The sequence below is a fragment of the Allobosea sp. 2KB_26 genome, from assembly GCF_052115715.1.
Classification (GTDB): domain Bacteria; phylum Pseudomonadota; class Alphaproteobacteria; order Rhizobiales; family Beijerinckiaceae; genus Allobosea.
Genome location: NZ_JBFRHE010000018.1, coordinates 62,393 through 74,141, shown reverse-complemented (window position 1 = coordinate 74,141; position 11,749 = coordinate 62,393). Strand labels below are relative to the sequence as shown.

12 protein-coding genes are annotated in these 11,749 nt (G+C 65.5%); 5 read left to right on the top strand and 7 right to left on the bottom strand.

Annotated elements, in window-relative coordinates:
- Positions 1-47 precede the first annotated feature (47 nt).
- Complete coding sequence (locus tag AB4099_RS29890) at positions 48-599, bottom strand: thermonuclease family protein (protein ID WP_113514708.1); 552 nt, start codon at positions 597-599, stop codon at positions 48-50.
- Positions 600-684: 85 nt separating this feature from the next.
- On the opposite strand from AB4099_RS29890, the gene AB4099_RS29885 reads away from it, so the two are divergent.
- Positions 685-2,202 (top strand): sensor histidine kinase, encoded by a 1,518-nt coding sequence (locus AB4099_RS29885; protein WP_441480769.1) that lies wholly within the window; start codon positions 685-687, stop codon positions 2,200-2,202.
- Between the two features lie 438 nt (positions 2,203-2,640).
- Positions 2,641-3,969 carry an MFS transporter gene (locus tag AB4099_RS29880; protein WP_113514704.1) on the top strand — a complete coding sequence of 443 codons (1,329 nt, stop codon included), beginning with the start codon at positions 2,641-2,643 and terminating at the stop codon, positions 3,967-3,969.
- Between the two features lie 103 nt (positions 3,970-4,072).
- Here the strand turns inward: AB4099_RS29880 and cobT are convergent, their stop codons facing one another.
- Positions 4,073-5,092, bottom strand: coding sequence for a nicotinate-nucleotide--dimethylbenzimidazole phosphoribosyltransferase (gene cobT, locus AB4099_RS29875; RefSeq protein WP_113514702.1), 1,020 nt, complete (start codon positions 5,090-5,092; stop codon positions 4,073-4,075).
- Positions 5,093-5,203: 111 nt separating this feature from the next.
- Here cobT and cobS point away from each other — a divergent pair, with 111 nt between their 5' ends.
- Positions 5,204-6,058 (top strand): adenosylcobinamide-GDP ribazoletransferase, encoded by an 855-nt coding sequence (cobS, locus tag AB4099_RS29870; protein ID WP_113514700.1) that lies wholly within the window; start codon positions 5,204-5,206, stop codon positions 6,056-6,058.
- Complete coding sequence (locus tag AB4099_RS29865; RefSeq protein ID WP_113514698.1) at positions 6,055-6,249, top strand: DUF1289 domain-containing protein; 195 nt, start codon at positions 6,055-6,057, stop codon at positions 6,247-6,249. The genes cobS and AB4099_RS29865 overlap by 4 nt, the downstream gene beginning before the upstream one ends.
- Here AB4099_RS29865 and AB4099_RS29860 read toward each other — a convergent pair.
- Together AB4099_RS29860 and AB4099_RS29855 are read right to left on the bottom strand one after the other, a co-directional pair.
- Positions 6,246-6,722: a GNAT family N-acetyltransferase gene (locus AB4099_RS29860; protein ID WP_113514696.1), complete on the bottom strand. Its 477-nt coding sequence runs from the start codon at positions 6,720-6,722 to the stop codon at positions 6,246-6,248. The two genes, AB4099_RS29865 and AB4099_RS29860, sit on opposite strands and share 4 nt — an antisense overlap.
- A 36-nt stretch (positions 6,723-6,758) precedes the next feature.
- Positions 6,759-7,592, bottom strand: coding sequence for a sulfite exporter TauE/SafE family protein (locus tag AB4099_RS29855; RefSeq protein ID WP_113514694.1), 834 nt, complete (start codon positions 7,590-7,592; stop codon positions 6,759-6,761).
- A gap of 312 nt (positions 7,593-7,904) precedes the next feature.
- Here AB4099_RS29855 and AB4099_RS29850 point away from each other — a divergent pair, with 312 nt between their 5' ends.
- Entirely contained in the window at positions 7,905-9,131 is a 1,227-nt protein-coding gene (locus AB4099_RS29850) for an SMP-30/gluconolactonase/LRE family protein (RefSeq protein WP_441480768.1), read from the top strand.
- A 35-nt stretch (positions 9,132-9,166) separates the two neighbouring features.
- On the opposite strand, the gene AB4099_RS29845 is transcribed toward AB4099_RS29850, so the two are convergent.
- The 3 genes from AB4099_RS29845 to AB4099_RS29835 all read right to left on the bottom strand — a co-directional run bounded on the left by AB4099_RS29845 (position 9,167) and on the right by AB4099_RS29835 (position 11,654).
- On the bottom strand, positions 9,167-10,744 hold the full coding sequence (locus tag AB4099_RS29845) for an MFS transporter (RefSeq protein WP_441480767.1): 1,578 nt from the start codon (positions 10,742-10,744) through the stop codon (positions 9,167-9,169).
- A 61-nt stretch (positions 10,745-10,805) separates the two neighbouring features.
- Positions 10,806-11,246, bottom strand: coding sequence for an SRPBCC family protein (locus AB4099_RS29840; RefSeq protein ID WP_113514690.1), 441 nt, complete (start codon positions 11,244-11,246; stop codon positions 10,806-10,808).
- A gap of 21 nt (positions 11,247-11,267) precedes the next feature.
- Positions 11,268-11,654 carry an ArsR/SmtB family transcription factor gene (locus AB4099_RS29835; protein ID WP_441480766.1) on the bottom strand — a complete coding sequence of 129 codons (387 nt, stop codon included), beginning with the start codon at positions 11,652-11,654 and terminating at the stop codon, positions 11,268-11,270.
- Positions 11,655-11,749 lie beyond the last annotated feature (95 nt).

Sequence of the window (11,749 nt, the reverse complement as noted above, 5' to 3'; positions counted from 1 at the left end):
GGCGGTCAACCATTTCAAACCCATTCGTGATGCCGCAGCCATGCTCGCTACCGTGGGTGAGCCTTGCGCCACGCCTCCGGTCGCTCGAACTGCAGTGCCCAGATGCCGCGACCGGCGGCCCGCGCCTCGTTCTCCTCGCTGCGATAATCGCCATAGGCCACCGCGTGGCCCTGCCTCACCATCGCGGCGTTGATGTCCGTCTCGCCCTGCCTGCAGCGTGCCAGACCCCGGCCGTAGCGATCGACCCGGCCGATATCGCAGGTGACGAGACCGCGCCCGATCAGCGACAGCAGAGCGCGGCGGGCGGCCCGGCCGCAATCCACGTCCCTGTCCGCGCTGTCGCGACAGATCTGGCGGAATTCCGGCGCATCGATGCCTTCGAGCCTGAGCTCCTCGCCATTCAGCCGCAGCGAATCGCCATCGATGGCTTGGGCGGCGCCCACAAGCATGCGGGCGGGGCCAAGCTTGTATTGCAGGACGGCGCCGGCAATCGCCAGCAGCCCGAGCAGCCCAAGTGCGACGACCAAATCGACCGGGCGGCTGACGCGGCGCCAACCGAAGGGTCCATATCGAGATCGTCCGAATCCGAAGCGCGCCATCAGTAAGAGCTTAACGATTTCGAGACCATAATGGCGAGCCGGGCGTGCAGGGTCTGCCGCCGGAAGAGGTACATGCGTTCCGATTATGGCGGAAGTGACGGCCGAACAGATCCAGCGAGGGCGCGGTCCCGACCCGACGGCGTTGGCGCGGCGCAAGCTCGTCACGCGCGAGGTCAAGTCCGTGCGCGAGCGGCTGACCTCGACGACCGGCCTCGAACGTGCCTTCGACTACGAATTGCTGCGGGTCTTCGCCCAGTACCGGATGCACGGCTCGGTTGGCGCGCTGGTCTTGGCAGTGTGCATCGCGACCGCCGCTTGGTTCTGGGTCCCGGCTTACCAGGTCACCACCTGGCTCGGCGTCGTCATCCTTGCCTCGGCCGTCATGGTCCTGCTCTGCCGCCGCTTCCTGGCGCAGCCGGCCGGCGAGGTGAACATTCGGCGCTGGCGCCGTCTGCTGCCGGCCGCGGAAGCCTTTCATGGCCTGTCCTGGACCCTGATCCTCGTCCTGTTCGCGCAGGTCGATGGGCCGGGCGCCAAGGTCTTCGTGATGACGACGCTGCTCGTCGTCAGCGCCTTGACCGTGATGCTGGCGGCGACGATCCCGCTCGCGGTCTATTCCGGACTGGGGCCGGTGACGCTCGGCATCACGCTGTTCTTCTGGGGCCGCTCCGACATCGACAGCATCACCATGGCGCTGATGGCGGCCTCCGCCCAGCTCTTCTTCATCTTCCTCGCGCACCGGCTCTATTCGAGTTCGGTCGCAACCATCGAGTTCCGCGCCGAAAAGGACGCGCTGATCGCCGAACTCGAGACCGCGACCGCGAATTCCGACGAGGCGCGTCGCAAGGCGGAAGAGGCCAACCTCGCCAAATCCCGCTTCCTCGCCACGATGAGCCATGAGCTGCGGACGCCGCTCAACGCCATCCTCGGCTTCTCCGAGGTGATGAAGAACGAGATCTTCGGCGTTCACGCCAACCCGGCCTACAAGGAATATTCAGGCGACATCCACGGTTCCGGCCAGCATTTGCTCAACCTGATCAACGAGATTCTCGACCTCTCGCGGATCGAGGCGGGCAAATACGCGCTGAACGAGGAGGCCCTCAGCCTGGCCGGCGTGGTCGACGAATGCCGACACATGTTGAAGCTGCGCGCCAAGGCCAAGGGGCAAACGATCCGCGAGGCGGCCGAGCCCGATCTGCCGAAGGTCTGGGCGGATGAGCGCGCGATCCGGCAGGCGGTGCTCAACATCCTGTCCAACGCGATCAAGTTCACGCCGCAGGGCGGCGACATCACCATCAAGGTCGGCTGGACGGCCAATGGCGGACAGTATGTCTCGGTCACGGACACCGGACCAGGCATTCCCGAGGATGAAATCCCGATCGTGCTGCAGACCTTCGGGCGCGGTTCGCTCGCCATCAAGACCGCCGAACAGGGCTCCGGCCTTGGGCTGCCGATCGTGAAGGGCCTGCTCGATCTCCACAATGGCGGCTTCCACCTGAAGTCCAGGCCGCGCGCCGGCACCGAGGTGACGATCACCCTGCCGCCGGAGCGCGTGATGGACACGCTTGCGGCGCTGCCCGAGCCGGCACGATCGGCGGCTTAGGAATTGCGCTCACGAGATGCGCTCGCCGGAGCGTCGTTCCACCCTGGACGGAAAGAGGTCGTTGAAACGGCCCGGAGCAAGTGTCGCGGCGTATCTGGAAGCCTGCCAGCACAATCGTGACGGTTAGCCGAACCGATCACTTTGAAGCCTTCAGCAATTCTTGGGTCACCGCTCACTCAGTTGGTTTCAAACGGAAAATTGATAACCGGAACCGCCGATTCGGGATTATAATGACATCTACGCCCTTGTTTCACGGCGAGTAGGAGGGAATGACGGCTCGCGGCGCCCTAGGCGGTTGGAGCTCCCCTCAAGCGGTTCGGAACTCCACATGGCAAGCGCCCCTGACGGCACCCCACGGCTGTCGCACGCGGATTTCGCATTGCGAGCCACCAAGCGTGGAACCTCCGAGGACGTGCCGTGAAGTAAAGGGAGGGCGTCATGCCCGTCCAGATCCCGAGTGATTTCCGCCGCGTGATCGTCGCTGCATCGGTGGGGAACGTCATCGAATGGTATGACTTCTACATATTCGGCAGCCTGGCCGCTATTCTGTCGGTCAAGTTCTTCGAACAGAGTCATCCGGTCGCGGCATTATTGAGCACGATCGCGCTGTTTACCGCCGGATTCCTGATCCGTCCGCTTGGAGCATTCCTCTTTGGTTGGATGGGCGATCGGATCGGCCGCAAATACACCTTCCTCGTGACGCTCAGTGGAATGGGGCTGGGCACCGGGGCGATCGGGTTGATCCCGACCTACGACTCCATCGGTCTGACTGCCGCATTCATTCTCTTCGGTTTGCGGATCATCCAGGGACTGTGCCTGGGCGGTGAGTATGGCGGCGCCATCACCTATGTCGCCGAGCATGTCCCGGACGCGCGCCGCGGCTACTATACCGGCTGGCTGCAGACATCCCCGACGCTCGGGATCGTGGCATCGCTCATGGTGATCATCGCGACGCGCACCTATTTCGGCGAGGCCACCTTCAACGCATGGGCATGGCGCGTTCCGTTCCTGATTTCCTTCCTTCTGGTCGCCGTCGCGATCTACATCCGGCTCCAGCTCCAGGAGACGCCGATCTTCGAGGCGATCAAGGCCAGGGGGCAGATGACCCGGAACCCCTGGAAGGAAGCCTTCCTCAGCTCCAACATCAAATATGTCGGGATCGCCACCCTCGTGCTGATCGGACAAGGTGTGGTCTGGTACAGTGGCCAGTTCTGGGCGTTGTACTTCCTGCAGCAGGTTTCAAAGCTGGACCCGCTGACCTCGTCCTACATCGTGGGAGCAGCGCTGCTCCTCGCAGCCCCGAGCATGATCTTCTTTGGCTGGCTGTCCGACATCATCGGCCGCAAGCCAGTGATCCTGGGCGGCATGCTGCTCGCCGCGATCACGTACTATCCGCTCTATCTGTGGCTGGGAACGGTCACGCGACCCGGCAGCGTCCACTATCCGACCGCGATCTTCATCATCTTCATCCTCGTTTGCTATGTCGGGATGGTGTACGGGCCGGTCGGGGCTTTCCTCGCCGAGTACTTCCCCGCCAGGATCCGATACACGTCGGTATCGGTCCCCTATCACATCGGAAATGGCTGGGGCGGCGGATTGGTGCCATTCATCACGTCGGCAGCTTTCGCGGCGACCGGGAGCGTCGGCTATGCGCTGATCTACCCGATCGCCGTTCCGGCCGTGTGCTTCGTGCTCTGCCTCTTCCTGATGCCGGAAACGCGCCAGATCAGTATCTGGGAGCCCTTCGAGACGAAAGCCGCAACCTGACGAGGTCGCGCATCTGCGGGGCTGCCGGGATTCTGCCCGACGCGTGAAAGCCTGAGTTCGAGACGAGCATTGTGAGCAACACTGCCGTCAGGCTCTCGCAGGTTCAGTCCTTCTTCGAGACCTGGGCCTGATCGAAGGTCGCCATGCCGGAATGGATGGCGGCGGCGGCCTTGACGAGGCTTGCCGCAAGCGCCGCGCCCGTACCCTCGCCGAGCCGCATGTCGAGCGCCAGCAGCGGCTGCTTGCCGAGCCGGAGCAGCGCTTCGCGATGGGCGCCTTCGGCTGAGAGATGACCGGCGAGGCAGTGGTCGATCGAGGACGGCTCGATGGCGTGCAGGATCGCAGCAGCGGCGGTGACGACATAGCCGTCCAGGATCACCGGGATGCGCTGCAGCCGGGCGGCGATGATCGCGCCGCAAATCGCCGCGATCTCGCGCCCGCCAAGGCGGCGCAGGACTTCCAACGGGTCGTTCAGGTGTGCGGCGTGGAATGCGAGGCCCGCTTCGACAGCAGCAATCTTGCGCTTGAGGCCATCATCATCGACGCCCGTGCCGCGCCCGCACCACATCGCAGCGCCCCCGCCATAGAGCGCTGCGTAGATCGCAGCCGCCGACGTGGTGTTTCCGATGCCCATCTCGCCGAGGCAAAGCAGATCGGCCCCGCCGGCGAGCGCCTCCATGCCGAAGGCCATGGTCGCGACGCAGGCCTTCTCGTCGAGCGCATCGCCTTGCGTGAAATCGCCGGTCGGCAGGTCAAGCGCGAGGTCAAAGACCTTGAAGCCGAGATCGAAGGCCGCGCAGATCTGGTTGATCGCAGCACCGCCGGCGGCAAAATTCTCCAGCATCTGGCGCGTCACCGCCTGCGGATAGGCCGAGACGCCCTGCGCCACGACGCCGTGATTCCCGGCGAAGACACAGACCAGCGGCCGGTCGACGCGCGGAGGCGCCTTGCCCTGCCAGGCTGCGAGCCATTCGGCGATCTCCTCCATACGGCCGAGGCTGCCGGCCGGCTTGGTGAGTTCCTTGTCCCGGGCCCGCACGGCATTGGCGGCGCCCATATCGGGGCCGGGCATGCTGGCGACGAGGCTGCGGATATCGTCGAAGGGAAGACCGGAAGCGGGCATCGCTGGATGTCTCGCGAAAGATGGAATCGGGCGTGATGCGGCGTGGCCGCCGGGTTGCCGCTGCTGCTATAGGCTTGGGCGGCGGAAGACAATCGAGGATACCGAGACCGCATGGCCGACGCCCCTCCCGACATCTCGGATATTCCAACCGGGCGGCCGCACTGGCCGGGCTGGCTGATCGCGACCGCAATCTGCATCCGCTTCTATTCGCGCCTCCCGGTGCCTCGCCTGCCCGGCGAGGATTCGGCGCATGGCCTGCCGGATTTCAGGCTGGTGCCGCGCGCCGTGCCGCTGGCTGCGCTCGTCATCGCCTTGCCCGCGACGCTTGTCCTCCTGGCTGCTGGTGCGGCCGGCATCAGCCCGCCGCTGGCGGCCGCGCTTGCCGTCACGGTCGCGGCACTGACGACGGGCGCTTTCCACGAGGACGGCCTCGCCGACACGGCCGACGGGCTGTTCGGAGGGCATACCCCGGAACGACGGCTGGAGATCATGAAGGACAGCCGCGTCGGCACCTTCGGAGCGATGGCGCTGGCGCTCTCCCTGCTATTGCGGGTGACGGCACTCGCGGCCATTCTCCAGGCACTCGGACCTCTGGCTGCAGCAGCAGCGCTGCTGATTGCGGCGCCATGGTCGCGCGCCACGGCGCTCTATCTGCTCGCCACCGAGCCTCCTGCCCGAAGATCCGGCGCCTCGGCCGCGGTGGGCCAGCCGACCGGCGCAACAGCCTGGACGGCGCTGGCGCTGGCGGTCGCATTCGCCGTCGCAGGAACATTCGCCGCCGGGTTGCCGGGTACAGGCCTTGCGCTTGGGCTGGCGCTCTCGGTGCTCGTCCTTGCGGGGCTCGCCCGGCTCGCCCGCCGCCTGATCGGCGGTCAGACCGGCGACATTCTGGGCGCCGCGCAGCAGCTCGCCGAGATCGCGCTCACCTGCGGCGTTGCCTTCGCGCTGGGGTCAGCCTGGCAATGAGTGGCGTCTCCAGCCCTTGCGTGCTGATCTGCGTCATCGACCCTCGATCGGGGCTCTGCGAAGGCTGCCTGCGAACGCTTCAGGAGATCGCCGACTGGTCGCGGCTGAGCGAGGCCGAGCGCCTGGCCATCATGGCCGAGCTACCGCGCCGCAAGATCCCTCCAGATAGGCCGGGGCCGCCGAGGCATTAAACCTCGGCTTCGCTCCCCAGGCGCTGCAAGGCATCGCCGGTCAGCCGATAGAAGATCTTGTCGGGATGCGGCGCAGCCCCGAGCGCCTCGTAGAAGCCCCTCAGGCCAAGATCGTCACGCGCCGCTGTCCAGTCGATGCGCCGGAAGCCGCGTTCGAGCGCCAGCCGCGCCAGCCCACGCATCAGCGCCTTCCCCGAACCGCTGCCGCGCGCGGACGCGGTGACATAGAGCTCCTTGAGGAAGAAGCCAGGCTGGAGGCCTGGCCCGGGATAGATCGAAGCGACGGCGGCGAAGCCGGTGATCGTGCCGTGCTCCAGCGCCAGCAGGATGTCGGTGCCGGCGGGGCGATCGCGAAGCCCTGCCAGAATGGCCTCGGGCGTCGGACAGGGCACCGCGTAGTGGCCCTGCATCTCCACGAACACGGCCATCAGCCCGGGATGGTCAGCCGGTGTCGCCAGTCGGGTCGTGACCATGCGCGTTCTCGTCCCGCATGCACATTATTGGGTGGATCAGAACAGCAGCGACCAGATGAAGCGGCTCGCGACGAAGAGCAGGAAGATGCCGAAGACAACCTCCAGCTTGCGCTTGGAGAGCCGATGCGCCAGCCGCGCTCCGATCGGGGCCGTCCAGATGCTGGTCGGGATGAAGAGCAGGAAGCCGATGAAGGAGACGTAACCGAGCGAGAGCGGCGGCAGAACGTCCATCTTCGGCCAGCCGGCATAGATATAGCCGAGCGCTCCCGGGATCGAGATCAGCACGCCGAGGCCTGAGGAGGTCGCCACCGCCTGATGGATCGGCCGGCCATAGAAGGTCATGAACAGGCTGGAGAGCTGACCGCCGCCAATGCCCATCAGCGCAGAGAGCACGCCGATGATGCCGCCATAGACGGTCATCAGCCCCTTGCCCGGCATGTCGTCGCCGAGCTTCCAGCGGTCCGAGGCGAAGAGCAGGCGGATCGCGCTCACCACGGCGACCAGCACGAAGATGATCTTGAACAGGTCGGGCGGCGCATAGCGCGCGATATAGCTGCCGCCCATGACACCGAGCACGACAGGGACCGCCCAGACCTTGAGAATGTCGAGATCAACCAGGCCCTTGGCCCGGTGGGCGTTGAAGGAACGGATAGAGGTCGGGATGATGATCGCGAGCGAGGTGCCGACGCAAAGCGGCATGCGCACCTCCTCCGGCACGCCGATGACACGGAAGACTTCGTAGAGGATCGGCACGATGACCGCGCCGCCGCCGACACCGAAAAGCCCGGCGAGAACACCGGTGACCGCACCGGCCAGAACCAGCGACACGGCAAGAAAGGCGAGATCGCCCAAGGGGATTCCAGCAATCATCGAAACGTTCCGTTGGCGGCGGGCGGCCACCTCTGGGCGATTTTGCACGCCGGGGCAAGGCTTGCGCGGCAAGGCCGCTATGTCTGCGGCAGTTTCGGTGATTGTATGGCCCGGGGCGCGCAGGGGACTGCCTGTCCATGCCGTTGCTGCAATCCCGCCCGCAAACGGCAAAGGCTCGGCCGGTTGCTGCAGCGTTGCAGTGCTGAGTGCGGCCTCAAGTCGGATCTGACAGGAAAGGACAATATTCGCACGGAGACGAAGGCCACAGGATCGGGGGGATATCTCATCAAAGGCCACTCAGGGAGGTTAAAGATGACAGATCAACTGACCGACACGCAGCAACGCCCGGAGCTCTCACGGAGACATCTCATCGCTGCGATGGGAACCGGAGCGCTCGCCATGGCGACGAACCCGGCCCTCGCGCAGGCCCCGCCCGGCCCGATCGGACCGCCCAGCACGATTACCAGCCCTCCCCGGGATTTCAGCCGCAACGGCGCCCCGACGACCTATTTCACCGATCCCGACATCCTCGCGATCGACCCGGTCTTCAACAACTATGCCCAGCCCAACAGCGCGATCCAGCGGCTCTGGACCGGCGCACTCTGGGCCGAAGGACCGGCCTGGAACGCGCAGGGTCGCTATCTGGTCTGGAGCGACATCCCCAACAACCGGCAATTGCGCTGGCTGGAGGATGATGGGCGGGTCAGCATCTTCCGCACACCGTCAGGCAACAGCAATGGCAATAGCTTCGACTTCCAGGGCCGCCAGCTCTCCTGCGAGCACCTGAACCGCCGTATCGTGCGCTATGAGCTCGACGGGTCGGCAACTGTGCTCGCCGACAATTTCGAGGGCAAGAAGCTGAATTCGCCCAATGACATCGTTGCCCATCCCGACGGCAGCTACTGGTTCACCGATCCGCCCTATGGCGGCCAGCTCTACGAGGGCGCGCCGGACGCCGCCGGAGGTCCGAGCAACACGAGCGGGCGGCTCAATCCGCGGCTCGGCCAGATCGCCGGCATTGGCACGGCCAAGCGCGAACTGCCGACGAACTGCTATCGCATCGACCCGTCCGGCCGCATCGACCGCGTCGTCACCGAGGAGCAGGTGCCGGACCCGAACGGGCTCTGCTTCTCGCCTGATTTCAAGAAGCTCTACGTTGTCTCGACCGGAAAGGGGCCGGGTGATACCGGCCCCGGCGGCAAGGGCGACCTGCATGTCTTCGATGTCGGCGCCGACAACAAGCTCGGCAACCAGAAGCTGTTCTCCGACTGCATGCTCGACGGCGTGAAATGCGGGCCCGACGGGATACGTAGCGATGTCGACGGCAATCTCTGGGTCTCGAGCAATGCCGGCCGCGCCGTCGGCTATAACGGCGTGCAGGTGTTCAACCCGGCGGGCAAGCTGATCGGCCGTATCCGCTTGCCGGAGGTCTGCGGCAACATCTGCTTCGGCGGGCCGAAGCGAAACCGCCTGTTCATGGCGGCGAGCCAGTCGATCTACGCGGTCTATGTCAACACGCAGGGCGCCGGGCCGGGCTGAGCCTTCGCCATGTAGCGCTAGCCGCTTAGCCGCGGCTAGCGCGCAACCGGCGCAGGCGCGGCGTCCGCACCGCTGGCCTCGCCATTCTGATCCGGTCCACCGCCGACGCCACGCAGCATCACGACCGCGAAGAGACCGGCAAGGACCGCAATCGCCGAACAGAGCCCGGCCGTGATGGCGAAGGAACGTGTGAAGGCCACACGCGCCGTCGCGAGCAGATCGGCCCCAGTCGTCCCTGCGACCTCCTTTGCGATGGTCAGCGCGCCACCGAGCGTATCGCGCGCAGCAGCGGCAGCTTCCGGCGGCACGCCAGACGGCACGGCCAGGCCCATCTGATAGCGGTATAGCGCCGTCAACACGCTTCCGAGGATGGCGATGCCGAGAGCGCCGCCGAATTCCGCGCTCGTTTCGGACAGGCCCGACGCAGTTCCGGCGCGCTCGGGCGGAACGCTGCCGACCACGAGATCCGTCGTCAGGGTGACGATCGGTGCCAGGCCCAGCGAGAGCAGCACCGTGCCGATGACAATGATCATCGGGCCTTCGACATGGCTGATCCCGGCCAGTGTCGAAAAGCCCAGGGCGGTCAGCGCAAAGCCGCCTGCCATGACATGCGCAGGGCTTGCGCTGCCGAGGATACGGGGCGCGAAGATCGATCCCAGAATGAAGCCAAGCGCAGATGGCAGCGACCAGAGCCCGGCCTCCAGCGGCTTCATTCCCAGCACGAGCTGCAGATACTGGCCGGTGAAGAGGAAGCTGCTGAAGGCGATGAAGAAGCCGAGGATGTTGACCGTCAGCGAAGCGCTGAAGGCCCTGGAGCGGAACAGTGTCAGATCGACCAGCGGCTCGGCCACGCGCGCCTGCCGACGCAGGAAGAGGCCGGCAAGCGCCATTCCCGCCAGGATCACCATGATGGGCAGCCAGCCCAGGCCATCCTCGGCGATTCGCTTCAACCCGTAGATGACGGCCAGCACCGAAACGAGCGACATGGCAGCACTTACGAAATCAAGCCTGCCGGCATTCGGGTCGCGGAACTCCGGGAGCAGCATGGGGCCAAGCACGAGCAGCAGCACCATCACCGGCACATTGATCAGGAAGACCGAGCCCCACCAGAAATGCTCGAGCATGATGCCGCCGACCAGCGGGCCGATCGCGCCGCCCGCCGAGAAGCTGGCGATCCAGATGCCGATGGCCGCGGTCCGCTGGCGGGGATCGAGGAACATGTTGCGGATCAGCGAGAGCGTCGAGGGCGCGAGCGTCGCCCCCGCCACTCCCAATATAGCGCGCGCCGCAATCAGCGTGCCGGCGCTATGGGCAAAGGCTGCCAGGATCGATGCGAGGCCGAACGCCGCAGCACCGATCAGCAGAAGCCGGCGCCGGCCGATCCGGTCTCCGAGCGTGCCCATGGTGATCAGGCAGCCGGCGATCATGAAGCCGTAGATATCGACGATCCAGAGCAGCTGCGAGGCGCTGGGCCTGAGCACTGCGCTGAGCTGGGGCACAGCGAGATTCAGGACCGTCAGATCCATCGAATAGAGCAGGCAGGGCAGAGCGATGACGGCAAGGCCGATCCATTCGCGCCGACCGGCCTGAGGGGCTTGATCATGCATCGTCATGAAGGCTCCGGGGGCGTTGCCGCCCTTTGACAATAATGTCCCTTGAACTCGCCCGTCTCTGTCAGGAGAAGAGCTGCTCCAGCTTGACCAGCGACCCCGTCCAGCCATGCACATGGCGGCCCGCAGCAGCCTCGTCGTAGAACTGTTCGTGAAGCAGCGTCAGGATGGTGACATCCCCGTCCGGCTTGAGCGTCACCGTCACGCGCGAGACGCGCTCCGGCGTCGAGATCCAGGCCCAGCTGAAGACGAGGCGCTCATTCTCGACGACCTCGTGATACTCGCCGGACACCTGATGCAATTCACCGTCGCTGCCGCGCATCGAGATGCGATAATAGCCGCCGACGCGCGCATCGATCTCCGCCTTCTCGGCCCGGACGTTCTCCGGCCCGAACCAGCGTGCGAGCAGTTCCGGTTGCGTCCAGGCGCGGTAGACCTCGGCCGGCGTCGCATTGAGCCGCCGCTTCATCGTCAGGCTGGGCGCGGTCTCGACCTTCTTGTCCATGACTATCCTCCGGTCGATCGATCAGGTCTTGTCGCTGGTCTTGCGTGGTGGAGCGCCGCGATCAGGCTCCCGATCCTTGCGCGGGCGGTTGAAATAGGCCTCGAGCGCATCGAGCCTTTCGCGCCAGAAGCGCTCGTAGCGGCGCAGCCACCCCATAGCTTCCTCCATCGGTGCGGCGTTCAGGCGGCATGATACCGTGCGGCCTGTCTTTTCCCGCGTGATCAGCCCGGCATCCGACAGCACGTCGAGATGCTTCATGATGGCCGGTAGCGTGACCGGAAAGGGTCGCGCCAAATCACTGACCGAGACGGAATCTACCTCCTCGAGCCGCGCCAGAAGTGCCCGCCGCGTCGGATCGGCCAAAGCGGCAAAGGTGCGGTCGAGCGACGGCTCTTGATACTTAACCATTGAGTTAAGTTTAGGAGTCGGCGCGGGCTACGTCAAGCTTGTGACCTAAGGGGAAACGACGTTTGTGCCGACGCACGAATTTTGTCGGCACAAGA

Excerpts from the sequence above, each read along its gene's own strand:
- AB4099_RS29840 (WP_113514690.1), bottom strand. The coding sequence starts at position 11,246 with ATGGACAAGAAGGTCGAGACCGCGCCCAGCCTGACGATGAAGCGGCGG.
- AB4099_RS29890 (WP_113514708.1), bottom strand. The coding sequence starts at position 599 with ATGGCGCGCTTCGGATTCGGACGATCTCGATATGGACCCTTCGGTTGG.
- AB4099_RS29835 (WP_441480766.1), bottom strand. The coding sequence starts at position 11,654 with ATGGTTAAGTATCAAGAGCCGTCGCTCGACCGCACCTTTGCCGCTTTG.
- AB4099_RS29860 (WP_113514696.1), bottom strand. The coding sequence starts at position 6,722 with ATGGTCACGACCCGACTGGCGACACCGGCTGACCATCCCGGGCTGATG.
- cobS (WP_113514700.1), top strand. The coding sequence starts at position 5,204 with ATGGCCGACGCCCCTCCCGACATCTCGGATATTCCAACCGGGCGGCCG.
- AB4099_RS29880 (WP_113514704.1), top strand. The coding sequence starts at position 2,641 with ATGCCCGTCCAGATCCCGAGTGATTTCCGCCGCGTGATCGTCGCTGCA.
- AB4099_RS29850 (WP_441480768.1), top strand. The coding sequence starts at position 7,905 with ATGACAGATCAACTGACCGACACGCAGCAACGCCCGGAGCTCTCACGG.
- AB4099_RS29845 (WP_441480767.1), bottom strand. The coding sequence starts at position 10,744 with ATGACGATGCATGATCAAGCCCCTCAGGCCGGTCGGCGCGAATGGATC.
- AB4099_RS29855 (WP_113514694.1), bottom strand. The coding sequence starts at position 7,592 with ATGATTGCTGGAATCCCCTTGGGCGATCTCGCCTTTCTTGCCGTGTCG.
- cobT (WP_113514702.1), bottom strand. The coding sequence starts at position 5,092 with ATGCCCGCTTCCGGTCTTCCCTTCGACGATATCCGCAGCCTCGTCGCC.
- AB4099_RS29885 (WP_441480769.1), top strand. The coding sequence starts at position 685 with ATGGCGGAAGTGACGGCCGAACAGATCCAGCGAGGGCGCGGTCCCGAC.
- AB4099_RS29865 (WP_113514698.1), top strand. The coding sequence starts at position 6,055 with ATGAGTGGCGTCTCCAGCCCTTGCGTGCTGATCTGCGTCATCGACCCT.